The sequence below is a fragment of the Devosia sp. P1_H9 genome, assembly GCF_056405135.1.
Map to the genome: position 1 here is coordinate 220,527 of NZ_JBFUCQ010000005.1, position 23,634 is coordinate 244,160.

General features: G+C 65.2%; 24 protein-coding genes and 1 pseudogene. 15 read left to right on the forward strand and 10 right to left on the reverse strand.

The features are described 5' to 3' along the window. The first annotated feature begins 15 nt into the window (after positions 1-15). The 5 genes from AC1DYL_RS11765 (at position 16) to AC1DYL_RS11785 (ending at position 5,742) form a co-directional block, all read left to right on the forward strand. Positions 16-1,296, forward strand: coding sequence for an ABC transporter substrate-binding protein (locus AC1DYL_RS11765; protein ID WP_477149946.1), 1,281 nt, complete (start codon positions 16-18; stop codon positions 1,294-1,296). Between the two features lie 106 nt (positions 1,297-1,402). Then, complete coding sequence (locus AC1DYL_RS11770; RefSeq protein ID WP_477149947.1) at positions 1,403-2,287, forward strand: carbohydrate ABC transporter permease; 885 nt, start codon at positions 1,403-1,405, stop codon at positions 2,285-2,287. Next, positions 2,284-3,156: a carbohydrate ABC transporter permease gene (locus AC1DYL_RS11775; protein WP_477149948.1), complete on the forward strand. Its 873-nt coding sequence runs from the start codon at positions 2,284-2,286 to the stop codon at positions 3,154-3,156. Before AC1DYL_RS11770 ends, AC1DYL_RS11775 begins: the two co-directional genes overlap by 4 nt. Positions 3,157-3,226: 70 nt before the next feature. Then, positions 3,227-5,233: an aldo/keto reductase gene (locus AC1DYL_RS11780; protein ID WP_477173255.1), complete on the forward strand. Its 2,007-nt coding sequence runs from the start codon at positions 3,227-3,229 to the stop codon at positions 5,231-5,233. A gap of 101 nt (positions 5,234-5,334) precedes the next feature. Beyond that, on the forward strand, positions 5,335-5,742 hold the full coding sequence (locus AC1DYL_RS11785) for a VOC family protein (RefSeq protein WP_477173256.1): 408 nt from the start codon (positions 5,335-5,337) through the stop codon (positions 5,740-5,742). Here the strand turns inward: AC1DYL_RS11785 and AC1DYL_RS11790 are convergent, their stop codons facing one another. Continuing rightward, a complete protein-coding gene (locus AC1DYL_RS11790; protein ID WP_477173257.1) occupies positions 5,743-6,477 on the reverse strand; it encodes an SRPBCC family protein in 735 nt (244 codons plus the stop codon). A gap of 11 nt (positions 6,478-6,488) precedes the next feature. Next, a complete protein-coding gene (locus tag AC1DYL_RS11795) occupies positions 6,489-7,088 on the reverse strand; it encodes a helix-turn-helix domain-containing protein (RefSeq protein WP_477173258.1) in 600 nt (199 codons plus the stop codon). A 164-nt stretch (positions 7,089-7,252) separates the two neighbouring features. Between AC1DYL_RS11795 and AC1DYL_RS11800 the strand changes: the two genes are divergently transcribed. Both AC1DYL_RS11800 and AC1DYL_RS11805 read left to right on the forward strand, forming a co-directional pair. Continuing rightward, complete coding sequence (locus AC1DYL_RS11800) at positions 7,253-7,858, forward strand: TRAP transporter small permease subunit (RefSeq protein ID WP_477149953.1); 606 nt, start codon at positions 7,253-7,255, stop codon at positions 7,856-7,858. After that, the gene (locus AC1DYL_RS11805; protein WP_477173259.1) at positions 7,855-9,339 is read left to right on the forward strand and encodes a TRAP transporter large permease; all 1,485 of its coding nucleotides are present in this window, start codon (positions 7,855-7,857) and stop codon (positions 9,337-9,339) included. Before AC1DYL_RS11800 ends, AC1DYL_RS11805 begins: the two co-directional genes overlap by 4 nt. 133 nt (positions 9,340-9,472) lie before the next feature. Here AC1DYL_RS11805 and AC1DYL_RS11810 read toward each other — a convergent pair whose 3' ends face one another. Further along, positions 9,473-10,588, reverse strand: a complete 1,116-nt coding sequence (locus AC1DYL_RS11810) for a TRAP transporter substrate-binding protein (RefSeq protein WP_477173260.1) — start codon at positions 10,586-10,588, stop codon at positions 9,473-9,475. Positions 10,589-10,813: 225 nt separating this feature from the next. Between AC1DYL_RS11810 and AC1DYL_RS11815 the strand changes: the two genes are divergently transcribed. Genes AC1DYL_RS11815 through AC1DYL_RS11825 form a run of 3 tightly spaced genes read left to right on the forward strand, consistent with a single transcriptional unit; the run spans position 10,814 to position 12,538 of the window. Then, positions 10,814-11,206, forward strand: a complete 393-nt coding sequence (locus AC1DYL_RS11815; RefSeq protein ID WP_477173261.1) for a COG4315 family predicted lipoprotein — start codon at positions 10,814-10,816, stop codon at positions 11,204-11,206. 10 nt (positions 11,207-11,216) lie between these two features. Continuing rightward, positions 11,217-11,723, forward strand: coding sequence for a sigma-70 family RNA polymerase sigma factor (locus AC1DYL_RS11820; RefSeq protein ID WP_477149957.1), 507 nt, complete (start codon positions 11,217-11,219; stop codon positions 11,721-11,723). Further along, positions 11,720-12,538 (forward strand): anti-sigma factor family protein, encoded by an 819-nt coding sequence (locus AC1DYL_RS11825; protein ID WP_477157162.1) that lies wholly within the window; start codon positions 11,720-11,722, stop codon positions 12,536-12,538. The genes AC1DYL_RS11820 and AC1DYL_RS11825 overlap by 4 nt, the downstream gene beginning before the upstream one ends. A 7-nt stretch (positions 12,539-12,545) precedes the next feature. On the opposite strand, the gene AC1DYL_RS11830 is transcribed toward AC1DYL_RS11825, so the two are convergent. Next, complete coding sequence (locus AC1DYL_RS11830; protein WP_477173262.1) at positions 12,546-13,535, reverse strand: AraC family transcriptional regulator; 990 nt, start codon at positions 13,533-13,535, stop codon at positions 12,546-12,548. Positions 13,536-13,687: 152 nt separating this feature from the next. Between AC1DYL_RS11830 and AC1DYL_RS11835 the strand changes: the two genes are divergently transcribed. After that, positions 13,688-14,437: an alpha/beta fold hydrolase gene (locus AC1DYL_RS11835; protein WP_477173263.1), complete on the forward strand. Its 750-nt coding sequence runs from the start codon at positions 13,688-13,690 to the stop codon at positions 14,435-14,437. 52 nt (positions 14,438-14,489) lie between these two features. Here AC1DYL_RS11835 and AC1DYL_RS11840 read toward each other — a convergent pair whose 3' ends face one another. Beyond that, positions 14,490-15,662, reverse strand: a complete 1,173-nt coding sequence (locus AC1DYL_RS11840; RefSeq protein ID WP_477173264.1) for an alpha-hydroxy acid oxidase — start codon at positions 15,660-15,662, stop codon at positions 14,490-14,492. 139 nt (positions 15,663-15,801) lie between these two features. Between AC1DYL_RS11840 and AC1DYL_RS11845 the strand changes: the two genes are divergently transcribed. Then, positions 15,802-16,368, forward strand: coding sequence for a hypothetical protein (locus AC1DYL_RS11845; protein WP_477173265.1), 567 nt, complete (start codon positions 15,802-15,804; stop codon positions 16,366-16,368). 201 nt (positions 16,369-16,569) lie between these two features. On the opposite strand, the gene AC1DYL_RS11850 is transcribed toward AC1DYL_RS11845, so the two are convergent. Both AC1DYL_RS11850 and AC1DYL_RS11855 read right to left on the reverse strand, forming a co-directional pair. Beyond that, positions 16,570-19,002 carry a heavy metal translocating P-type ATPase gene (locus AC1DYL_RS11850; RefSeq protein WP_477173365.1) on the reverse strand — a complete coding sequence of 811 codons (2,433 nt, stop codon included), beginning with the start codon at positions 19,000-19,002 and terminating at the stop codon, positions 16,570-16,572. A 6-nt stretch (positions 19,003-19,008) separates the two neighbouring features. Next, positions 19,009-19,188 (reverse strand): annotated as a pseudogene (locus tag AC1DYL_RS11855) (YHS domain-containing protein); the annotation flags it as partial. A gap of 82 nt (positions 19,189-19,270) precedes the next feature. On the opposite strand from AC1DYL_RS11855, the gene cueR reads away from it, so the two are divergent. Both cueR and AC1DYL_RS11865 read left to right on the forward strand, forming a co-directional pair. Continuing rightward, a complete protein-coding gene (cueR, locus tag AC1DYL_RS11860; RefSeq protein ID WP_477158937.1) occupies positions 19,271-19,678 on the forward strand; it encodes a Cu(I)-responsive transcriptional regulator in 408 nt (135 codons plus the stop codon). Beyond that, positions 19,665-20,060 (forward strand): GNAT family N-acetyltransferase, encoded by a 396-nt coding sequence (locus AC1DYL_RS11865; protein WP_477173266.1) that lies wholly within the window; start codon positions 19,665-19,667, stop codon positions 20,058-20,060. Before cueR ends, AC1DYL_RS11865 begins: the two co-directional genes overlap by 14 nt. A 36-nt stretch (positions 20,061-20,096) precedes the next feature. Here AC1DYL_RS11865 and AC1DYL_RS11870 read toward each other — a convergent pair whose 3' ends face one another. Then, positions 20,097-21,569 (reverse strand): NAD-dependent succinate-semialdehyde dehydrogenase, encoded by a 1,473-nt coding sequence (locus tag AC1DYL_RS11870; protein ID WP_477173267.1) that lies wholly within the window; start codon positions 21,567-21,569, stop codon positions 20,097-20,099. A 116-nt stretch (positions 21,570-21,685) separates the two neighbouring features. Between AC1DYL_RS11870 and AC1DYL_RS11875 the strand changes: the two genes are divergently transcribed. After that, positions 21,686-22,594 carry an SMP-30/gluconolactonase/LRE family protein gene (locus AC1DYL_RS11875; protein WP_477173268.1) on the forward strand — a complete coding sequence of 303 codons (909 nt, stop codon included), beginning with the start codon at positions 21,686-21,688 and terminating at the stop codon, positions 22,592-22,594. A 140-nt stretch (positions 22,595-22,734) separates the two neighbouring features. On the opposite strand, the gene AC1DYL_RS11880 is transcribed toward AC1DYL_RS11875, so the two are convergent. Both AC1DYL_RS11880 and rnk read right to left on the reverse strand, forming a co-directional pair. Further along, positions 22,735-22,956: a hypothetical protein gene (locus AC1DYL_RS11880; protein ID WP_477173269.1), complete on the reverse strand. Its 222-nt coding sequence runs from the start codon at positions 22,954-22,956 to the stop codon at positions 22,735-22,737. 166 nt (positions 22,957-23,122) lie between these two features. Then, positions 23,123-23,527, reverse strand: coding sequence for a nucleoside diphosphate kinase regulator (gene rnk / locus AC1DYL_RS11885; RefSeq protein WP_477173270.1), 405 nt, complete (start codon positions 23,525-23,527; stop codon positions 23,123-23,125). Between the last annotated feature and the right edge of the window lie 107 nt (positions 23,528-23,634).

The window sequence follows — 23,634 nt, forward strand, 5'->3', positions numbered from 1 at the left end:
AAACGGGAGGATTACATGACTACCATCGCATCGCGGTGGCGCCACGCGCTCGCCATTGCAGCTGCCGCCGGCGTTTCCATGCTCACGATGACGGCCGCCATGGCCGTCGATGTCACCGTCTGGTGCTGGGATACCAACTTCAACGGCGCCGCCATGAAGGAAGCCGTGGCCCGCTACGCCACGTCGCACCCGGACGTGAACATCAAGATCGACGACAGCATGGCGCAGGACGACATCCGTCAGAAGCTGCAGACCCAGCTGCTCGCCGGCGACACCAGCGGCCTGCCCGACATCGTGCTTGTCCAGGATGACGTGGCGCAGAAATACCTGCAGTCGTTCCCGGGCGCCTTCGTGCCGCTGTCGGACTCGATCGATATGACCCAGTTCGCGCCCTACAAGGTGAAGGCCGCAACCTTTGACGGCAAATCGTACTCGCTGCCCTTCGACTCGGGCGTTACCGGCCTCTTCTACCGCGCCGACTACCTCGAGGAGGCCGGCTACAAGGCCGCCGACATGCAGGACCTGACCTGGGACAAGTTCATCCAGATCGGCAAGGACGTGAAGGCCAAGACCGGTCACAACCTGATCGCGCTCGACCTTAACGGCGGCGGCCTCATCCGCGTCATGATGCAGTCGGCTGGCGCCTGGTTCTTCAACGCCGACGGCAGCCTCAACGTTCTCGACAACAAGCCGCTGAAGGCCGCTCTCGAAAACTACGCCAAGATCTGGCAGGCGGACATCGTCAAGCCGGTTTCCGGCTGGACCGAGTTCACTGGCGCCTTCACCTCGGGTGAAACTGCTGTCGCGCTCAACGGCGTGTGGATGACCGGCACCATCAAGTCGCAGCCCGACCAGGCCGGCAAGTGGGGCGTCGCTCCCATTCCGAAGCTCGAAGGCGTCGACGGTGCCACCGGCTACTCCAACGAAGGCGGCTCGAGCTGGTACGTCCTGTCGTCGGGCCCCGGTAAGGACGCCGCTGTCGACTTCCTGAAGTCGGTCTGGGCCACCGATGTCGACTTCTACCAGAAGATCCTCATCGGCCAGGGCGCGTTCAGCACCTGGCTGCCGGCCTCGGCTGGCGAAGCTTACAAGTCGTCGGATGACTTCTTCGGCGGTCAGCCGGTCTGGGCGAACTTCTCGGACTGGCAGGCCAAAATCCCGGGCGTCGACTACGGCATCTTCACCGCCGAAGTGGACTCCGCCGTGGTCGCGCAGCTGCCGGCCGTTGCAAAGGGCGGCAGCGTCGACGATGCGCTGAAGGCCATCAACGACCAGGCCAGCCAGCTGATGCAGTAACGGGTTCGGAGGCGGGGCCCCAGGCGCCGCCTCCTCCCTTTCGCCGGTCGCACCCTTCGCCGGGGCGCGGCCGACAGCTGTTTTAGTCGCCTGTCGGGGAGTTGGCATGGCAAACGAAAGACTTGGCCGCACCGAGCACATCACCGGCTGGACGTTCATCGCGCCCGCCCTCGTGCTGCTCGGCGTTTTCATGCTCTATCCGATCATCTGGTCGCTCTGGATGAGCTTCCAGGTCGGTAAGGGGATGAACTTCAGTTTTGGCGGCTTCGCCAACATCGTCCGCTTGACCAAGGACCCGATCTTCATCCGCGCGCTGGTCAACACGCTGACCTTCCTCGTCGTGCAGGTGCCGATCATGATCGTGCTGGCGCTGCTCGCGGCAGTCGCGCTCAACGATCCGAAGCTCCGCTTCCGCGGCTTCTTCCGCACGGCGATCTTCCTGCCCTGCGTGACCTCGCTCATTGCCTACTCGACCCTGTTCAAGTCGATGTTCGCCACCGACGGCATCGTCAACAAAATGCTGATGGCGGTCTGGATCATCCAGGAGCCGATCCATTGGCTGCAGGATCCGTTCTGGGCCAAGGTCCTGATCATCATCGCCATCACCTGGCGCTGGACCGGCTACAACATGGTGTTCTACCTGGCGGCGCTGCAGAACGTCGACCGCTCGATCTACGAGGCGGCGCGGATCGACGGCGCCTCGGCCTGGCATCGCTTCCGGTACATCACCGTGCCCATGCTGAAGCCGGTGATCCTCTTTACCACCATCGTTTCCACCATCGGCACGCTGCAGCTGTTCGACGAGGTCAACAACATCACCGTCGGTGGCCCGTCCGATGCGACGCTGACGCTGTCGCTCTACATCTACAACCTGACCTTCAAGTTCATGCCCAGCTTCGGCTACTCCGCCACCGTCTCCTGGGTCATCGTGCTGCTCGTCGCTGTCCTGAGCTTCCTGCAGTTCATCGTTGCACGGGACCGCAGCAAATGACCGATCAAGCTCTTCCCCTCGCCACATCCCGGATCGAGCGCCGCACGCGCTGGTTCAACCTCCCACATCTCATCGGGCGCACGGCCACCTACCTGTTGCTCGGCCTCGCGGCCTTCGTCTCGATCTTCCCGTTCTTCTGGATGGTCGTGGGCGCGACCAACCGCTCGGTCGATATCGGCATCGGCAAGGCGACGTTCGGCGACCAGCTTCTGGTCAACGCCGCCAGTTTCTTTGCCACCGTCGATGCGCCGCGGGTGTTCTGGAACTCGGCCTTCATCGCGCTCGTCGGCACCGTGCTGACGCTCGCGATCTCCTCGCTGGCCGGCTACGGCTTCGAGATGTTCCGCTCGCGCTTCCGCGAGCGCATCTTCGGCTTCATGCTGCTGCTGCTCTCGATCCCGTTCGCGGCGCTGATGGTGCCGCTGTTCGTGATGATCTCGTCGTTCAAGCTCGTCGGCACGGTCGCGGCGGTCGTCCTGCCCGGCATCGCCTCGATCTTCATCATCTTCTATTTCCGCCAGGCGACAAAGGCGTTCCCCGGCGAGCTGCGCGACGCAGCGCGGGTCGACGGGCTCAACGAGTGGCAGATCTTCCTCTACATCTACCTGCCCACGATGCGCTCGACCTACGCCGCGGCGATCATCATCGTGTTCATGGCCAACTGGAACAACTACCTCTGGCCGCTGATCGTGCTCAACAAGCCCGAGCAGAAGACGGCAACGCTCGTCATCTCGGCGCTGACCTCGGCCTATACGCCCGACTTCGGCATGATCCTGTTCGGCACGATCCTCGCCACGCTTCCCACCCTCATCATCTTCTTCCTGCTCCAGCGCCGCTTCGTCGAAGGCATGCTGGGCGCGGTGAAATAACGACCAACGGCCAATTGCCCCGGCGGCGGGAATCGCCGCCGTTGGGGCCCGATTTCTTGAGGAGAGTATTATGACCATTACAGCCCCAATCCGCTGGGGGATCATCGGCCCTGGCGCGATCGCCAAGGACTTCCGCCGCGGCGTGCTGGACAGCAAGCTGGGCAAGCTCGAGGCCATCGCCACCCGCAACCCAGGCAAGGCGAGCCTTAAGGAAGATTTCCCCGAGGCCCGCATCCTCGATGGCTATGACGCGATCCTCAAAGACCCCAATGTCGACGCGGTCTATATCGCCGTGCCGCACACCGGCCATGCCGAGTGGGCGATCAAGGCGGCCGAGGCGGGCAAGCACGCGCTGATCGAAAAGCCGATGGCGCTCAGCGCCTTCGAGATCGATGCGGTGATCCACGCCCACAAGAAGGCCGGCACCTTGGTTGCCGAAGCCTTCATGTACCGCCTGCACCCGCAGACCCAGAAGATCTGGGACCTGGTCAACTCGGGCGCCATCGGCGAAGTCCGTTTCATCACCGCAAGCTTCGGCTTCCAGATGCCCCGCTTTATGCCCGAGCACCGGCTGTTCGCCTCCGAACTGGCCGGCGGCGGCATCCTCGACGTCGGCGGTTACCCGGTCTCGTTCGCCCGCTTCGTCGCTGGTGCGGCTGCAGGCAAGCCCTTCCTCGATCCGGTGAAGGTCGTGGGCGCCGCGACGCTCAACGCCGAAGGCACGGATAACACCGCCGCTGCCGTGCTCCTGTTCGAGAACGGCATCACCGCGCAGGTCAGCTGCGCCGTGATGGCCAACCTCGAGAACGTCGCCCGCATCCACGGCACCGAGGGCACCATCGAAGTGCCGAGCTTCTGGTTCGCCAATGGCGACCGCACCGGCGGCGACGGCAAGATCGACATCATCAAGAAGGACGGCACCCGCGAGACGGTCAGCGTTGGCAAGCAGCGCCACCTCTACTCGTTCGAGGCCGATGCCGCCGCCGAAGCCATCATTGCCGGCCGGCAGGAACTCACCTCCCCCGGCATGACCTGGGCCGACAGCCTCGGCAACGCGCGCGTGCTCGACAAGTGGCGGTCGGATGCCGGCATCGAGTACTCCGCCGAAAAGTCCTCCAAGCGCATCACCACGCTCGCTGGCCGGCCGGTTTCGCATGGGGCCGTGATCCCCAAGCGCACCATTCCGGGCCTCAAGAAGCCGGCCTCGGCCGCCGCCCTCGGCTTCGAGGACTTCCGCACCTTCGCCTCGGGCGCGATCCTGCTCGATGCGTTCTGGGAAAAGGGCGGCAACATTTTCGACACCGCCTACATCTACGCAGGCGGCTACACCGAGAAGCTGTTCGGCGAGTGGCAGAAGTCGCGCGGCGTGCGCGAAGAGGCCGTCGTCATCGGCAAGGGTGCCCACAGCCCGCTGGTCTACCCCGACGTGATTTCGAAGCAGCTCACCCAGTCGCTGGATCGCCTGCAGACCGACTATGTCGATGTGTATTTCATGCACCGCGACAACCTCGACGTGCCCGTCGGGGAGTTCGTCGACGCCATGGATGCCGAGGTGAAGAAGGGCCGCATCCGCGGGCCGTTCGGTGGTTCGAACTGGACCAAGGAGCGCTTCGACGAGGCGATCGCGTATGCCGACAAGCACGGCAAGCAGCGGCCGGGTGCGCTTTCCAACAACTTCGCTCTCGCCGAGATGCTCGACCCGATCTGGGCCGGCTGCGTCACCTCGTCGACCGCCGAGTGGAAGCAGTGGCTGAAAGGCCGCCAGATCCCCAACTTCTCCTGGTCGAGCCAGGCCCGCGGCTTCTTCACCGACCTCGCCGGCCGCGACAAGCGCGACAACGAGGAGATGGTCCGCGTCTGGTACAACGAGCAGAACTTCGTGCGCCGTGACCGGGCGATCGAACTGGCCGGCAAGCTCGGCAAGAGCCCGATCCACGTGGCCCTGGCCTATGTGCTGGCGCAGGACTTTCCGTCCATCCCGCTGATCGGTCCGCGCAAACTGGGTGAACTCGACGACAGCATGAACGCCTTCGACATCAAGCTGACGCCCGAACAGGTCGCCTGGCTCGAGGGCTGATCGCATCGCCAAGCATTGAATCCGCCGGCCTCGCGCCGGCGGTTTTTCTTTTGTCGCGATTGGGTGCCAGATTGCCTCCCGCCGACCAAGAGGAGGAACAGATGGCAGAACAAACTGCACAGCCGCTTCAGGGCCTCGTGCCCTATATCAGTCCGTCCGACGCCGTCGCGGCGGCGGAGTTCTACAAGACGGCCTTCGCTGCTACCGATGTCGTCCCTATGCTCGCCGACGACGGCGAGCGCTACATGCACTGCTCGATGACCATCAATGGCAGCCTGCTTTACATGAGCGACTCGTTCCCCGAGTTCGGCGTGCCATTCGTTACGCCGCAGGGCTTCAACCTGAACCTCAACGTCGATGATGCCCAGTTCTGGTGGGATCGCGCCGTCGCCGCCGGCTGCACCGTCACCATGCCGCTCGAAAAGCAGTTCTGGGGCGATATCTACGGCCAGCTCAAGGACCCCTACGGCATCACCTGGGCCATCGGGTCCACGCCGGCCGATGGCTGATCACGGCTTTGGAAAGCGCGGTTCCCACCACGCTTTCCACCGTTGCTCCAGCGCCGCGAACGCCTCGTCCGAAAGCCCGAAAGTGGTGAGCACCGCCGTGCCGCCACCATTGGGACCGCCGTTCGGCGCCGGTTGGTCGGTGATCACCATCAACCCGTCGCCCCAATCCACGACGGTCATCCCGACTTGATGCTTCGAGTGGTGCCAGGCGGTGCCGCTGACCCTCTCGCCGAGTGGTAGCTCGAAGGCCGCGGCGCTCCCGCCCGGTGCCGTTGCCAGCTTCCCGAGCCCAAGCGCCGCGATCGGCAGCGGGCCCGGCGCTTGCGGTTTGCCGGAGAGGAACAGCGTCCGCCGCTTCGCGCCCGGATGCCGCTCGAGATAGTGCCGCAACTGCTGGAAGAAGGTGGTCCAGCCTTCCCAGGTGTCCTCGTACACGGCGGTCCAGTCCCCCGTCACGGCGCTGCTGCGGACCACCCTCAGCACGGTGCCGCCTGGCGCCGACCGCAACTCGATCCGGTCGGCGCTGCCCTCGTACTCCCCGAACGCCAGCACCTTGTTGGCCTCATCTGCCTCGGCATGATCGAGGAAGATGAACTGGATCTCGTCGCGCAGCGTATCGGTGTCCCAGCCGAACCAGTTGAGCATCTGGTCGGGATCGCGCAGCGCTTCCCACACCGTCTCGACCGGCGCCGCGATGGTCATCTCGACGATGACGCGATCCTGCTTGTCAGCCACCTGCACCTCCCTCAGTTGATCTTCGCGGGGCTCTTGCCCTTGATCGCCGGATGCCCGCCGATTAGCAGCCGATAGCGCCGACCCTCGCCCTTCGGCGCGAATTCCTCGGCCAATCCCGCCACCATCGCGCCCAGCCGCTCGGCGAACGCCTCGATGTCCTGTGGCGCGGCAAAGCCGATATCCGCCTCGATGGTGAAGGTGAGGAGCCGCGTGCCCTCGGCGGCAGCCGCTGCCTGCATCCGCGTCACCTCGCGCACCGTCTCCGCCGACCGCGCCACCAGATGCTCGGCAGCAAAGCGATCCTGTTTCTCGGCGCTTGTCGGCGGCACGCCGAAGATCGACGGGTCGACGACGAACGCCCCCGCCCCGGCGACGAACAGCCGCTCGGTGAACCCACGCCGCTGCCGCTCGCCCGCCGACGCCACCAGCCCAGCCTTCTCCAGCGCATGCAGGTGATAGCCGACCTTCTGGCGCGGCAACTCCAGCGCCGCCGCCAGCGTCGCGGCCGACCCCGGCTCGCGCAGCAGCGCCAGCATCCGCAGCCGCAATGGCGTTAGCCCCTGCCGGGCCTTCTCGACATCCTCGATCAATGCCGGCGCGGTGTTGTCCATGTGCCTTGCTACAATAGACAATTTTTATTGTCAAATGTACGGTTTCACAACAATCCGTTGGCGCGCGGTTGACGCGCCCCACCGACGCATGTTGCCTTGACCATCGGACTTCGCCAGCAGAGCGGGCCGACAGACTACCAACGGCCCCGGGGGAACAGCCGCTAATGGCGCTGGCTTTGCGCTTCACGCGCATCATCGACGAATTGAGCCGACGCGTGGGCCTCGCGGCCATCTGGCTGGTGCTGTTTTCGGCGCTGGTGTCGGCGTTCAACGCCATCTTCCGCTATTCGATCAGCGGCATGATCTGGCTGGAACGCAGCTATGGCGGCGGCGTTTTCGGCGGCCTGGTGTCGTTCTACACCCAGTACTCGAACGTCCTCAGCGAGGCTGTCTGGTACATGTTCGGCGGCATGGTGATGCTGGGCGGCGCCTGGACGCTGAAGCTCAACGAACACGTGCGTGTCGACCTGCTCTACGGCGCGATTTCCGAGCGCGCCCGCACCTGGATTGACCTCTTGGGCGGGCTGTTCTTTCTGATGCCGCTCTGCATCCTGTTGATCTACTTCACCTGGCCCTGGTTCCTGCAGGCCTGGACCCAGAACATCATGTCCAACGCTGCCGGCGGCCTGCCGCGCTGGCCGGTGCGGCTGATGCTGCCCCTGGGCTTCAGCGTGTTGATGCTGCAGGGCATCGCCGAGATCATCAAGTGCATCGCGGCACTCACCACGAACTACGTCCGCGAGTTCGCCTACGAAAAGCCGCTGCAATGATCGACCTGATCCGCGAAAACATGGCGCCGATCATGTTCGGCGGGCTCGTCGTGTTTCTCATCATCGGTTATCCGGCCGCCTTCTCGCTGGCGGCGATCGGCCTGTTCTCGGGCCTCGTTGCCATCGAGCTGGGGCTGATCGCGCCGAACTTCCTCGGCAACCTCACCTACCAGCTCTACGGCGTCATCTCGAACGACCTGCTGCTGGCGATCCCGTTCTTCACCTTCATGGGCGTGATCCTCGAGAAGTCCGGTCTCGCCGAAGACCTGCTCGATGGCTTCGGGCAGCTGTTCGGCGGCGTGAGGGGCGGCCTGAGCTACGCGGTTATCATTGTCGGCGCCATCCTCGGCGCCATCACCGGCACGGTCGCTGCCTCTGTCATCGCCATGGGGCTGATCTCGCTGCCGGTCATGATGCGCTACGGCTACAACGTGCGCCACGCCACCGGCGTCATCGCTGCTTCCGGAACCATCACCCAGTTGATCCCGCCCTCGCTGGTGCTGATCGTCCTCGCCGATCAGCTGCAGAAATCGCCGGGCGAAATGTATATCGGCGCCACCGGCGCCTCGATCGTGCAGGTCCTGCTGTTCATGGCCTGGGTGTTCATCCTCTCCATCATCCGCCCGCAGGATGTCCCCGCCCTGCCGCCGGAGGCCCGCACGCTGCGTGGCTGGGCGCTGGCCAACAAGGTGCTGCGCGGCATGGTGCCGAGCCTGGCGCTGATCTTCGTCGTCCTGGGCACCATCGTCCTCGGCCTCGTCACCCCCACCGAAGCCGGCGCCATGGGCGTCGTCGGTGCCATTCTCCTCGCCTGGTTCAACCGCCGCCTGAGCTGGGGCCTGATGTGGGAGGGCATGAACTCGACCATGCGGCTCACCGCCATGGTGGTGTTCATCCTCTTGGGCGCCCGCGTCTTCAGTCTCGTCTTCCAAGGCGTCGGCGGTGGGCACTGGATCGAGCACCTGCTCTCTCACCTGCCGGGTGGCGTGGTGGGCTTCCTGATCTTCGTCAACATCTTCATCTTCGTGCTGGCGTTCTTCCTCGACTTCTTCGAGATCGCGTTCATCGTCATCCCGCTTCTCGCGCCGGTGGCGCAGTCGCTGGGCATCGACCTGGTATGGTTCGGCGTGATGATCTGCGCCAACATGCAGACGAGCTTCATGCACCCGCCCTTCGGCTTCGCGCTGTTCTACCTACGCGGCATCGTGCCCCGCGAGCAGGTGAAGACGCGCGACATCTACCTCGGCGCCATCCCCTGGCTCGTGCTGCAGGTGATCCTCGTCGCCATCCTCATCGCCTTCCCGGAACTGGTGACGTTCTTCCTCGACAAGGCGCCCGAGGTCGATCTCGACACGGTGAAGATCGTGTTGCCCACAGGCGGGGGCGCTGCTCCGGCGTCCGGCTTCGAGGCGCAGCCGCCACCCTCGTTCGGCGCCCCAGCCCCAACCTACCAGGCCCCACCGCCGCCGAGTTTCAACTAGGCTCAGTCTTGCCCACCCACCGGGTCATTCCCGCGATGGCGACGAGTATTCGACAAAGAAAAAGGGCCCGGCGAACCGGGCCCTCCACCGCCTGACGGCGTCCCCCCGCAAGCGGGAGAGGAGTCCCGGCGGCCTACAATCCAGAACCTTCCAGCGTCCCGGCGCGCTGCTGCGCCTGTAGGAACGCGTCGTAGTTCAGCTCGGCCACCTGGTTCCACAGGTAGTAATCCTTGCGGAACCCCTTGATCGAGTCCCAGATCTTCTTGAACGCCGGGCTCGACACTTCCAGCTCCGCATAGGTCTCGTTGGCCGCCTTGAAGCTGGCTTCCATGATCTCAGGGCTGAACGGACGGAGCTGAGCCCCCGCCGCCACCAGCTTCTTCAGCGCCGTGGGGTTCACGTAGTCGTACTTGGCAAGCATGTCGTTGCTGGTCGCCTGCGCCGCGGTCTTCAGCAGCGACTGGTAGGCCGGCGGCAGTTCCTCGAACTTGGCCTTGTTGATCAGCGCATGGACGGTCGGCCCGCCTTCCCACCAACCGGGATAGTAGTAGTAAGGCGCGACCTTGTTGAAGCCGAGCTTCTCGTCGTCATACGGCCCCACCCATTCGGCGGCGTCGATGGTGCCCTTTTCCAGCGCATTGTAGATTTCGCCGCCCGGCATCGGCGTCGGGATGACGCCGAGCTTGGTGAGAACCGTGCCGGCGAAGCCGACGCGCATCTTCAGGCCCTGGAGGTCCGCGACGCTGTTGATTTCCTTGCGGAACCAGCCGCCCATCTGGGCCGCGGTGTTGCCGCACGGGAAGCCGACAATGTTGTAGTTGGCAAAGAACTCATTCGAGAGCTCGAGCCCGCCGCCGTAGTAGTACCAGGCGCTCATGCCGCGCGCGTTGAGCGAGAACGGGATTGCCGCCAGCGCCGCCCAGGCCACGTCCTTGCCGGAGAAATAGTAGCCGACAGTGTGGGCAACTTCGACCGTCCCCGCCGAAACGGCATCCACCACCTCGAAGGGCGGCACGATCTCGCCCGCGGCGAAAACATCGATGGTGAAATTGCCGTCGGTGGCCTCGCTCACATACCTCGCCAGCGTCTCGCCGCCGCCATAGATGGTGTCGAGACCCTTGGGAAAGGACGACGCCAGCCGCCAGCTCACCTTCGGATTGCTTTGTGCCAGTGCCGGCGCGGCAAGCGTGGTTACCGCAGCACCCGCGGTCACCGCGGTCGCCGACTTGAAGAAGTCACGTCTCTTCATGCGTAGTCCTCCCATTGGCCTCCTGGCCGGCGCTTGTTCCGGCCTTGCTCCTAACTGAACAGGCACCGGCGCGGCTGTCCACCCGGTTTGCGAGCGCCATCAACCGGTTGCCCTATCACTTTCTCGGAAGATTCTGCGCCATATTGGGAATAAACTCCCCGTCGCGGTGTTGTCAGCTCGAGGGCCGGTCGATCGACCGTGCCTCGCACCCAACGGAGGGACATCATGAAACTCGCAATCGCACTGGGCGTAGCCACGCTTGCCCTGTTCTCGGCCGCAGCCTTCGCCGAGGACTATGTCGGCGGCGCCATCAAGTCCATGGAGATCGGCGGCAAGGAAGTGCTCGTCGGTGCCAACGACATGACGCTCTACACCTTCGACAAGGACACTGCCGGCGTCTCCAACTGCTACGACAAGTGCGCCGAGAACTGGCCGCCGCTGTTTGCCGATGCCGGGGCCGCCGCTGACGGCGACTTCACCATCGTCGACCGCACCGACGGCACCAAGATGTGGGCCTACAAGGGCAAGCCGCTGTACTTCTGGGTCAAGGACGAGAAGCCTGGCGACACCACCGGCGATATGGTCGGCGAAGTCTGGCACACTGCATACGAAGAGTAAGCAGTAGCCAATGGACTTCCTGGATGAGATCGAGGCGACGGTTCCGGCGTTGCGGCGTTACGCCCGCTCGCTGACGCGCAACGCCGATCGCGCCGACGATCTCGTCCAGGATTGTCTCGAACGCGCTATCCGCAAGCGCAACCTGTTCTCGCCCACCGGGCCGCTGCAGGCGTGGCTGTTCCGCATTCTCATCAACCTGTGGCGCAACGACCTCCGCTTCGAGCGCCGCCGTGGAGACCACGTTCCCATCGACAGCCTTGTTTCCGAGCCTTCGGTTGCCCCGCCGCAGCCAGGCCGTATCGCCCTCGCCGAAATGTCTCGCGCCATCGACCGGCTGCCCGACGACCAGCGCGAAGCGCTATTGCTCGTGGTACTCGAAGGCATGAGCTACCATGACGCCGCCGGCATCCTCGGCATTCCCGCCGGTACGCTGATGTCCCGCCTCGGCCGCGCCCGTGCGGCGCTTCGCACGTTGACCGGCAGCGGTGACGAACCCAGATTGAGGTCGGTCAAATGACGAACCTCGTTCCCATCTCCGAAACGGACCTGCATGCTTACGTCGACAGCAGGCTGACGCTCGAACGCCGCGCTGAGGTGGAGGCCTGGCTGGCTGCCCATCCGGGCAAGGCCGCCGAAATCGCCACCTGGCAGCGCCAGAACGAGGCGCTGTCGGCGCTGTTCGGCGGCGCCGCCGACGAAACCGTGCCGTCGCGGCTCGATCCGCACAGGATCGCCCGTTCGTCTGCCAACAACCGCAGTGGCCGCTGGTCCCAATTCGCTGCAGCCGCGGTGATCACCCTGGCGCTCGGTGGCGCTCTCGGCTGGGCCGGGCGCGATTTCTTCAGGCCGCCGGATCGGCAGGAGCTGATTGCTTCGGCGGTCGCCGCGCATGCGCTGTTCGTCAAGGAGAACCGCCACGCCGTGGAGGTCGCCGGCACAGACAAGGCTCACCTCGTCTCGTGGCTCTCCAATCGGGTCGAACGCCCGATCAACCCGCCCGACCTGACGCCCGATGGCTTCACCCTGGTCGGCGGCCGCCTGCTGCCCGGCTATGACGAAGAGACCGTCGGGCCGGCCGCGCAGTTGATGTACGAGAATGCCGCCAAGGAGCGGGTGACCGTCTACATCACCGCCGCCCTGCCCGACCGCCGCACCGAAAAGGAATTCACCACCCGCGCGAACCTCGATGCGTTCTACTGGGCCAACGACAAGATCACCTGTACCGTAGTCGGCGACCTGCCGGAGGCGCAGATGCAGACGGTGTCGAAGAAGGTCTACCAGCAACTGACCTGGCGTCCTGATAATGGCTCGGGCGAGAGCTGGGGCACCTAAGCCTCACTCAGCCGACTTGCCTCACCCGTGCCGGTGGAAAGCCAAACTGCGCCTTGAAGGCACGGCTGAAGGCAGCATCGGAGTCGTAGCCGATGCGCCGGGCCACGTCGCTGACGCGCGTATCGATCCGCTTCAGCATCTCGTTCGCCAGCAGTAGCCGCCAGCGCGTCTGGTAATGCAGCGGCGCCGCGCCGATCAGCGAAGCAAAGCGGTCGGCGAAGCTCGAACGCGACATGCCGGCAATCCCGGCGAGCTCTGCCACCGTCCAGCGGCGAAACGGGGCATCGTGGATGGCGCTGAGGGCGCGGCTGATCCGCGCGTCGGCCAAAGCACCTAACCACCCCCTGTTCTCGGGCGGCGCCGTGCGGACCCAGATGCGCATCGCGCGAATGACCAGCACGTCGATCAGCCGCGAGATCATCAGCGAGGCTCCCGGGTGCGGCGTCCTGGCTTCGGCGAGAAGATACTGTGCGATGCCCTCCAGCCATCCGGCGTCCTCGGTGCGCACCGCGCTTGGGATGTGGATCACCGACGGCAGCACCGCCAGCATCGAGGGCATGTTGTCCCCCTCGAAGCGGAACGCGCCGGTGACGAGCCGGGTCAGGGGCCCATCCCCGCCATGGCGGATGGCGAGGTTGTCGCCGCGCAGCTGCCCCTTCAGCACCTCGCTAGCCGCCACCGGCTCCGCTCCCGGCGTACCGATAAGGTGTCCCCGCCCCTGCGGCAGCACCAGCAGGTCGCCCGCCACTGCATGGACCACCTTGCCGTCGCTGGCCTCGAACCGCATCTCGCCATCCGACACGACATGGAAATACGCCGAGCCCGGATCGAACCGCAGCGCCCAGGGGGCTGCGAGGTCCGCCGAGAAGATCAGTTCGCCGCGCAGCCGGATCAGGGTGAGCACCTGCGACAGCAGGTCCACCCGCGACGCCATCATCGGAAAAGCGGCTTCGGATTCCAGGGCATGAGGTTCGGAGGCGCGATCATGGCCGTTCATCGAGGCATCCCCTATCTCATCACCATCACTTGGCGAGGAACTTCAACAATCCTCGGCCGAAACGCAAGATCCGGTTCCACCAGCTAGTCACGCTCTAGCGGCAAATCGACTTTGCCGATCGTCCAACCTCGCCTGCAAAATTGGAGATGAAAATGAAGTCCGTACTCTCAGCCCTGCTGCTCACCACCGCCGCGATCGGCACCGCTGCCCCCGCTCTCGCCCAGGACGCTGCCAAGAATATCGTGCTCGTCCACGGCGCCTTCGCTGATGAATCCAGCTGGGACAAAGTCGCCGCTATCCTCTCGGCCAAAGGCTATCACGTCACCCAGGTCGCCAACCCGCTGACCTCGCTGGCCGACGACGTTGCCGCCACCAAGGCCGCTATCGACTCCCAGGACGGTCCCACCGTGCTGGTCGGCCACTCCTGGGGCGGCGTTGTGATCGGCGAGGCCGGCAATGACGAGAAGGTCAAGTCGCTGGTCTATGTGTCGGCCTTTGCGCCGGACAAGGGCGAGACGCTGAATGCGCTGCTCGCCGGCGGCCAGCCCAGCGAGGGCGTCAAGACGATCCGGCCCAACGCCCAGGGCGGCCTGATCCTCGACCCCGCCACCTTCCCGAAGTACTTCGCTGGTGACGTGCCGCAGGCCGAAGCCGAAGCCATGGCGGCCGATCAGCTGCCCTCCAACCCCGCCAACTTCGACGCCGTGGCGGAAGTCGCGGCCTGGCACGACAAGCCGGATTTCTACGTCGTGACCACCGAGGACCTGATGATCCCGGCTGATGCGCAGCGCTTCTTCGCCGGTCGCATCAAGGCGACGGTCACCGAGCTGGCCGCCAGCCACTCGGGTCTCGTCTCGAAGGCCGAAGATGTCGCCAAGGTCATCGAAGACGCGGCGCGCTGAAGCTCGCTGAACCAGAACGCTGGCGGCCTTCAGCTGCCGGCGTTCACACCGGTTAGTACCCCTGCCGCTTCAGCAGGTCGTTCGAGTAGATGTTGTGGAGCCCCACATTCTTGACGTCGCGCTCGCCCATCAGGGCCATGGTGACGTCCATCTCCTTGTTGATGATCTGCAGCGCCCGGGTGACACCCGCCTCGCCGCCTGCACCAAGCCCGAACGCCATGGCGCGGCCGACGAAGGTGCCCTTGGCGCCGAGCGCCAGCGCCTTCAGCACGTCCTGGCCCGAGCGGATGCCCGAGTCCATCAGCACCTCGGTCTTGTCGCCCACCGCGTCGACGATCTCGGGCAGCACACGGATGGTCGAAGGGGCGCTATCGAGCTGCCGGCCGCCATGGTTGGAGACGATGATGCCGTCGGCGCCATTCTCCACCGCCAGCCGCGCATCCTCGGCATCGAGGATTCCCTTGACGATCACCGGGCCGCCAAAGCGCTTCTTGATCCAGCCGATGTCCTTCCAGTTCAGCGTTAGGTCGAACTGGGTCGCGGTCCAGGTCGACAGCGAGGCGAGGTTTACCGCCTCCGTCACATGGCCGGCGATATTGCGGAAGGTGCGGCGGTTGGTGCCGAGCATGCCCAAGGCCCAGGCGGGCTTGGTGGCGATCTCGAACAGGAATTTCGGTGTGATCGGCGGCGGCGCCTTCAGCCCGTTGCGGATATCCTTGTGCCGCTGTCCGAGGATCTGCAGGTCCATCGTCAGCACCAGCACCGGGCACTTCGCCGCCTTGGCGCGATCGATGAGCCGCTCGATGAAGGCCTTGTCGCGCATCACATAGAGCTGAAACCAGAACGGCTTGGTGGTGTTCTCGGCCACGTCCTCGATCGAGCAGATCGCCATGGTCGAGAGCGTGAACGGGATGCCGAACTTCTCAGCCGCCCGCGCCGCCTTGATCTCGCCGTCCGCCGACTGCATGCCGGTCGAACCCACCGGCGCGATGGCCACCGGCATCGACACCGGCTGGCCCATCATCGTGGTCGCAAGGTTCCGGTTCTCGAGATTGACCGCTACGCGCTGGCGCAGCTTGATCTTCTCGAAGTCGGTGCTGTTCTCGCGATAGGTGCTCTCGGTCCACGACCCGGAGTCCGCATAATCGAAGAACATCTTGGGCACGCGACGCTTCGCGGCCTTCATCAGGTCTTCGATGGTGAGATACTTGTCGAGATTGGCCATGTGCGCCCCGGAGCAACGTTGGCGCTTTCTAGTTCTCTGACATGTCAGTGGTCAATGCGACGTTGGATGCTCTCTTGGGTGTTCATCGCCGCTTCAGTTTCACCCGAGCACGCTCGGGCTTTCCCACGGAGAGCCCCCCATGCGCATCGCCACCCTTGCCGCACTCACCGCTATCTCACTCACCGCCCCCGCCCAGGCCGATTGCCTCGCCGACCTCAAGGCCGTCCTCGCCGGCTCGCTGGCGGGCGGTCCCTACGTGATGGAACTCACAAGCGACGGCACTACAATGACGGCAGAAGTGGTACCGCCATCGGCCATCCACGCGACGACCTCCATCGGAGGCGCAACCCAGGAAATGACCGTGCTGAACGGCAAGGGGTGGATGCGGGTAGGCGAGAGCTGGACGCAGATGCCCGACACCATGGCCGCCCAGATGACAACCGGCCTCGAAGGCGCTGCCGGCATGCTCGACCAGGTCGGGGACGCCGAGTGCCTCGGCACGCAGAACCTCGAGGGCAAGGACTACCTCGCCTTCAAATACAGTTTCGCCATGGCCGGCGTGGAGAGTTCATCCACCCTCTACACCGACCCGGCGACCAAACTTCCAGCCATCATCCTCGGCACCTCGACCGCTGCCGGCAAGACGACCGACTCCCGGGCCACCTACCGGTACGACCCGAGCGTCACTGTTTCGGCGCCGATGTGAGGAACGGGCACCTTCCTGCCTTCTCCCCTTGCGGGAGAAGGTGGCGCGAAGCGCCGGATGAGGGGTCCGCGCAACGAAGTGTAGCGCGATCGGAGCGAAGCGACGAGCGATAGAGGGCGTGGCGAGCGACCCCTCATCCGCCCTTCGGGCACCTTCTCCCGCAAGGGGAGAAGGCACTCCGCTGCCGCGTCGGGGTCTCCCCTACAACTTCACCCCATTCAGCCGCAGTGCATTGGCGATAACGCTCACCGAGCTCAGCGCCATGGCCGCCGCGGCGATCATCGGCGACAGCAGCCAGCCGGTCAGCGGATAGAGTACGCCCGCCGCAATCGGGATCCCCAGCGCGTTGTAACCAAACGCGAACAGCAGGTTCAGCTTGATATTGCCGAGCGTCGCCTTCGACAGCTTCCGCGCCTTGACGATCCCGGCGAGCTCACCCTTCAGCAGCGTGATGCCGGCGCTTTCGATCGCCACATCCGCCCCGGTGCCCATGGCCACGCCGACATCGGCCGCCGCGAGCGCCGGCGCATCGTTGACGCCGTCGCCTGCGAACGCCACCGACTTGCCCTTGGCCTTCAGGTCTTCGATCAGCGTGTGCTTGTCCTCGGGCGCCATGCCCGCCTGCACGTCGCTGAGGCCCAGCTCACGCCCCACCGCTTCGGCCGTGCCCCTGGCATCGCCGGTCGCCATCACCACCGCCACGCCATCGGCGCGCAGCGCCGTGATCGCTTCCTTCGCACCGGCCTTGATCGGGTCCGACACCGTGACCACGCCGATCGCCGCCCCATCATGCGCAACGAGGATGGCGGTCTTCCCCGACGCCGCCTGCTGCTCGAGCAGTGTCACGAGCTTCTCGTCGACGGCGATCCCCTGCTCCCTAAACAGCTTGGCGTTCCCGAGCAGCGCCGGCTTGCCGCCGACATTGCCCTTGATGCCGCGCCCAGTCAGCGACTGGAACCCCTCGGCCTCGTAGACCCGCGCCCCACGCGCCTCGGCCCCCTTCACCACGGCCGTGCCGATCGGATGCTCCGAGTGCTTCTCGAGCGCCGCTGCGACCGCGAGCACAAAACCCTCGTCCACGCCCTTCACCGGGATCACCAGGTCGAGCGTCGGCTTGCCTTCGGTGAGCGTGCCAGTCTTGTCGACGATCAGCGTATCGATCCGGGCAAAACCCTCGAGCGCCTTGGCGTCCTTCACCAGCACGCCCGCATGCGCGCCGCGCCCGGTCGCCACCATGATCGAGATCGGCGTCGCGAGCCCCAGCGCACACGGACACGCGATGATCAGCACTGAGATCGCCGCGACAATCGCCTCGGCTAGGCCCGGCCCCCAGATCATCCACGCGGCGAACGCGGCAACGGCGATCACCACCACCAGCGGCACGAACCAGTTCGCCACCCTGTCGGCCAGCGCTTGGATCGGCGCGCGGCTGCGCTGCGCCTTGCCCACCAGCTCGACGATCTGGCTGAGCCGCGTCTCGCTGCCCACCCGCGTCGCCTGCATCACGAAGCTGCCTTCGCCGTTGAGCGTGCCGCCGGTCACCGGCTCGCCCTTGAGCTTCTCCACCGGCACCGGCTCGCCGGTCAGCATCGATTCATCGACGAACGATTGCCCTTCGAGCACTTCGCCATCGACCGGCACCGCCTCACCCGGCCGCACCCGCAGCCAGTCGTCGGTCCGCACTTCCTCGATCGGCACCTCGATGTCCTTGCCGCCGACCACCTTGCGCGCCGTCTTCGGCGCAAGGTTCAGCAGCGCGCGGATCGCCTTGCCGGTGGCATCGCGTGCCCGCAGCTCCAGCACCTGCCCGACGAACACCAGCGCCACGATCACCGCCGCCGCCTCGAAATACACCGGCGGCACGCCGTTCATGTGCGTCATGCTCATCGGGAAGATCTGCGGGAACAGCACCGCGACCACCGAGAACAGGTAGGCCGCTCCGACCCCGAGCCCGATCAGCGTCCACATATTGGGCGAGCGGTTCTTCAGCGAATTCCAGAAGCGCCGGAAGAACGGCCAGGCCGCCCACAGCACCACCGGCGTCGCCAGCGCCATCTCGATCCAGGTCGCCAGCGGCTCGCCGAGCCACTCGCGCACCGGCAGCCCGATCATGCCGCCCATGGCGATGATGAGGATCGGGATCGACAGCCCAGCACTCACCCACAGCCGGCGGGTGAAATCCACCAACTCCGGGTTCGGCCCATCATCGAGCGAAGCCACCATCGGCTCCAGCGCCATGCCGCAGATCGGGCAATCCCCCGGCCCATCCCTGACGATCTCCGGATGCATCGGACAGGTCCACTTGGTCCCCGCGGCGACCGTCGACGGATCGACCGGCGGCGCGCCATGCGAGTGGCCGTGGTGGGCATCGTCGTCATGGCCCCGATGGCTGCCGTGCTCCTCCCCCGCGTGGCGAGGGAGGGGGACCGCGCCTTGCGCGGTGAAGGGGGCGGCCGCAGGCACTGCACCCGGCAACTCAAACGGCTTGGCATTCAAGTACTTATCGGGATCAGCCTCAAAGCTCTTCTGGCAGCCCTCGCAGCAGAAGTAATACCGCGAGCCCTCGTGCTTCAGCATGTGCTTCGCAGTAGCCCGGTCCACCTGCATGCCGCAGACCGGATCAATCGCCTTCAGATACCTCGCCGGCTCCGCCTCGAACTTCGCCTTGCAGCCGCCGCTACAGAAGCCGATCTCCCGGCCCTCATGCACGGTGCGGTGCGGCGTCTTCGCCATGTCGACGGTCATGCCGCAAACCGGGTCGCGGGTCACCGCGCCCCCTGCCCCGGCGTGTGAATGGTTGTGTTCAGCGTGGGTATCCATACGCGACTCCTATCGTCATAGGGTCTGTTCTGCACCTTCCCATCATGGTAAGGTCAAGCACATTGTTCAGATAGGTGTTCCCATGCAGATCGGCGAGGCCTCCCGGCTGACCGGCGTATCCGCCAAGATGATCCGTCACTACGAGTCCATTGGACTAATCCCCGGCGCGGACCGTCGTTCCTCCAACTATCGCGATTACGGCCACCATGACATCCACCGCCTCGGCTTCATCCGCCGCGCCCGCGACCTCGGCTTCTCGATGGACGAGATTCGCGACCTGTTGCGCCTCTGGGGCGATACCCAGCGGTCGAGCGCCGACGTGAAAGCCCTGACCCAGAGCCACATCGCTGAACTCGACCAGAAGATCAAACTGCTCGGCGAGATGCGCCACACCCTCGCCACCCTCGCCGACGCCTGCGACGGCGATCACCGGCCCGACTGCCCGATCATCGAAGGCCTCGCCGGAAGCACGCCGCATGCCGGACACTGACATCGCCTACCGGCTCGATCCGTTCCCAAGCGAAGAGGAGCTGGCCCCGCTGTGGCGCGCTGCCTGGGGCGATGGCTGGAGCGGCGACCTCGCCTTCATCCTCACCCGCAGCCTCACTCATGCCTGCGCCTATTCCGGCACCCGCATGGTCGGCTACGTCAACGTCGCCTGGGATGGCGGGGTGCATGCTTTCCTGCTCGATACCACGGTCGACCCGGAGTTCCAGCGGCGGGGGATCGCCAAAGAACTGGTGCGGCAAGTGGCCGAGGCGGCGCGTCAGCGGGGCGCACACTGGCTGCATGTAGACTACGAGCCGCACTTGGAGGCGTTCTACGCAGCGTGCGGGTTCCAGCCGACGGCGGCGGGGTTGATCAGGCTCTGAGGCCGGTGGGGGTCAACAGCCACCAGCCCATCGACCTCAAACGCTCAAGCACAAATACTTGATATCGAGATAGTCCTCGATCCCGTACTTGCTCCCCTCGCGCCCGTGCCCGGATTGCTTCACCCCACCGAATGGTGCGACCTCGGTGGAGATCAGCCCGGTATTGATGCCGACCATGCCGTAGTCGAGCGCCTCCGCCACCTCGAACACCCGGCTCAAGTCGCGCGCATAGAAATACGACGCGAGCCCGAACTCCGTCGCGTTCGCCATCCGGATCACCTCCTCGACCGTCTCGAACTTGAACAGCGGCGCCAGCGGCCCGAATGTCTCCTCGCGCGCCAGCACCATCTCGGCCGTTGCGCCGGCCAGCACCGTCGGCTCGAAGAACAGGCCCTCCTTGCGCTTGCCGCCGGTCAGCACGCGGCCGCCCTTGCGCAGCGCGTCGGTCAGGTGCCGCTCCACCTTCTCCACCGCCTTCTCGTCGATCAGCGGCCCGGTGGTGATCCCCTCGCCAAACCCGTCGCCGACCCGCAGCTTCTCCACCGCCGCGGTGAGCTTCGCCGCGAACGCGTCGTAGACATCCGCCTGCACGTAAATGCGGTTGGCGCAGACGCAGGTCTGCCCATTATTACGGTATTTCGAGATCATCGCCCCATCGACCGCCGCATCGAGATCGGCGTCGTCGAACACAATGAACGGCGCATTGCCGCCAAGCTCGAGGCTCAGCCGCTTGATCTGGTCCGCCCCCTGCCGCATCAGGATACGGCCGACCTCGGTCGAGCCGGTGAAGCTCAGCTTCTTCACCACTTCGTTCGAGCAGAACTCCTTGCCGAGATCCGACGAGTGCGTCGACGGCAACAGGTTAAACAGCCCTGCCGGCAGCCCTGCCCGCTCCGCCAGCACGGCCATCGCGATCGCCGATAGTGGCGTCTCGGCCGCCGGCTTCGATACAACGGCGCACCCCGCCGCCAGCGCCGGCGCCACCTTCCGCGCCAGCATGGCGTTGGGGAAGTTCCACGGCGTGATCGTCGCGACGACCCCCACCGGCTGCTTGATCACGATGATCCGCTTGTCTTCCTGGTGCCCGGGAATGGTGTCGCCGTAGACCCGCTTCGCCTCCTCGCCGAACCACTCAACATAGGCTGCGCCATACAGCACCTCGCCCTTCGCTTCCAGTACGGGCTTGCCCTGCTCCGCGGTCATGACCGCCGCGAGATCATCGGCATTCTCGACCATCAAATCGTGCAGCTTCCGCAGCACCGCAGCGCGCGCCTTGCCGGTCTTCTTCGCCCAGGCCACCTGCGCTCCATCTGCAGCGTGGATCGCCAGCTTGGCCTCGGCCACGCCACAGTTTGGCAGCACCGCCAGCACTTCGCCGGTCGATGGATTGGTCACCTCGAATGTCGTGGCGTTTTCAGCCGTCTCGAGCCAGCGTCCGCCGATGAAGGCGGCCGCGCGGAGCAGCGATGTGTCCTTGAGGCGGGTGTTGAGCGCGTCAGTGATAGGCATCGGAATTCTCCTTGAGGCGGAAAGCTCTGCGCCTCGCCTGCAATGAACGCAAGTAGCCTTGCCGGGCTCCAAAACTTCCGATTGGATGCGCCGCGAAGTTAAGCGAGGGGGACCAAATGGCCGGCATCTATCAGCATCACGAGAAGGAATTCGGGCACCTGATCCAGGGCAGCGCCAAGCTCGAAACGCTCTATTCCGATTGCCGCTGGGCCGAAGGCCCGTGCTGGTTCGGCGATGCCAACCAACTGGTCTGGTCCGACATCCCCAACAACCGCCTGATGCGCTGGACCCCAGATGGCGGCGCCTCGGTGTTCCGCCACAACTCCAACTACATCAACGGCAACACCCGCGACCGCGAAGGCCGGCTGGTCTCCTGCTCGCATGGCGGCCGCAACGTGGTGCGCACCGAGCTTGACGGCACCATCACCGTCCTCGCCGACAGCTATCGCGGCAAGAAGCTCAACGCCCCCAACGACGTGGTGGTGAAGTCCGACGGCACGATCTGGTTCACCGACCCGGGCTACGGCATCCTCTCGGACTACGAGGGCTACAAGGGCGAGTTCGAGCAGGACGGCTGCTACGTCTTCTGCCTCGACCCCGCGACCGGGGAACTGAAGGTCGCCATCGACGATTTCATCCGCCCCAACGGCATCGCCTTCTCGCCCGACGAGAAGCTGCTCTACGTTGCCGACAGCGCCTATAGCCACGGCGCTGACCTGCCGCGTCATATCCGGGTGTTCGACGTCAACGCCGACAACACCGTCAGCAACAGCCGCGTCTTCTGCGTCACCGACACCGGCCTGCCCGACGGCTTCCGCCTCGACGACCGCGGCAATGTCTGGACCTCCGCCGGCGACGGCGTCCACTGCTTCAACTCATCGGGCGTGCTGCTCGGCAAGCTCCTGACGCCGGACGGCGTCGCCAACGTCGAATTCGGCGGCCCCCGCCGCAACCGCCTGTTCATCTGCGCCACGCAGAGCCTGCACAGCATCTACCTGGCAGTGAACGGCGCAACGCGGCCTTAGCTGCCACACCCACCGGCCTGCCTTCTCCCCTTGTGGGAGAAGGTGGCGCGTAGCGCCGGATGAGGGGTCCGCAACACGTTGGTGTTGCCCGATCGGAGCGAAGCGACGTGCGATCCTTCTCCCACAAGGGGGGAAGGCGATCACTGCCGCCGCGGCACCAGCCGGACGACTGTGTTACCGAGTCGCTGGCGCACCACCGCGCGGGGCGGCACGCTGGTCGTGCGCACGGCGTCGGCGAACCAGTCGTCCTCGACAAAGGCGATGGTGTTCGATTGCAGGTCGTAGCGGATCGCCAGGGCCTGACCGGTGGTCGAGCGCATGCCGGTCATCGCGATGGGCTGGTGGGCACGTTGCTGGGCCATTGGAGCCTCCGAAGTGCGGGGCGGCCAGTTCGGCCGCAACATTTCATTAACCATGACCGATGCTAGCGCCATGACAGTTGGGCCGCACAATTGTGACAGCCCAACCACCTGATGTTGCGAGAGAATTAAGTGGCGCGGAGGCAACAAGCCGGCCCCCGCTCACGAATCACGCCTGTTGTTCGACCGCCAGCACGGTCAGCACATGCTTGTTGCCGTCCCGCGCCTCCCAGGTGATCGACTGCCCGATATCGAGCCCGATCAGCGCAGTGCCGACCGGCGTCAGCACGGAAATCTTGCCCTGGGCGATGTCGGCGTCGGCCGGATAGACCAACTGCACGGTACGCTCCGAGCCATTGTCCGGCCGATAGGTCACCCTCGAACCCATCCGCACCACGCTCGAGCCGAGCTTGGGGGTGGGGACGACGCGAGCGCGTTCGATTTCATACAGCAGGTCGTCGGCGGCATCGGAACCATGTCCGCTGCCGGCGAGCGCCAGGGCGATGAGTTTGCGGTGGTCATCCTCGCTGAGGACGATGCGCGGTTGTAGGTCGTAGCGACGCAAGGATTGCATCTTGGGTATTCCTTTCGATGCGCGAACGTCTGCAGTCCTGCCGCGACGGTTCACGCTGGTGTTTTTGGATTGGCGCCTTGTTGGCGAGCCCGAACGGAAATGTCCGT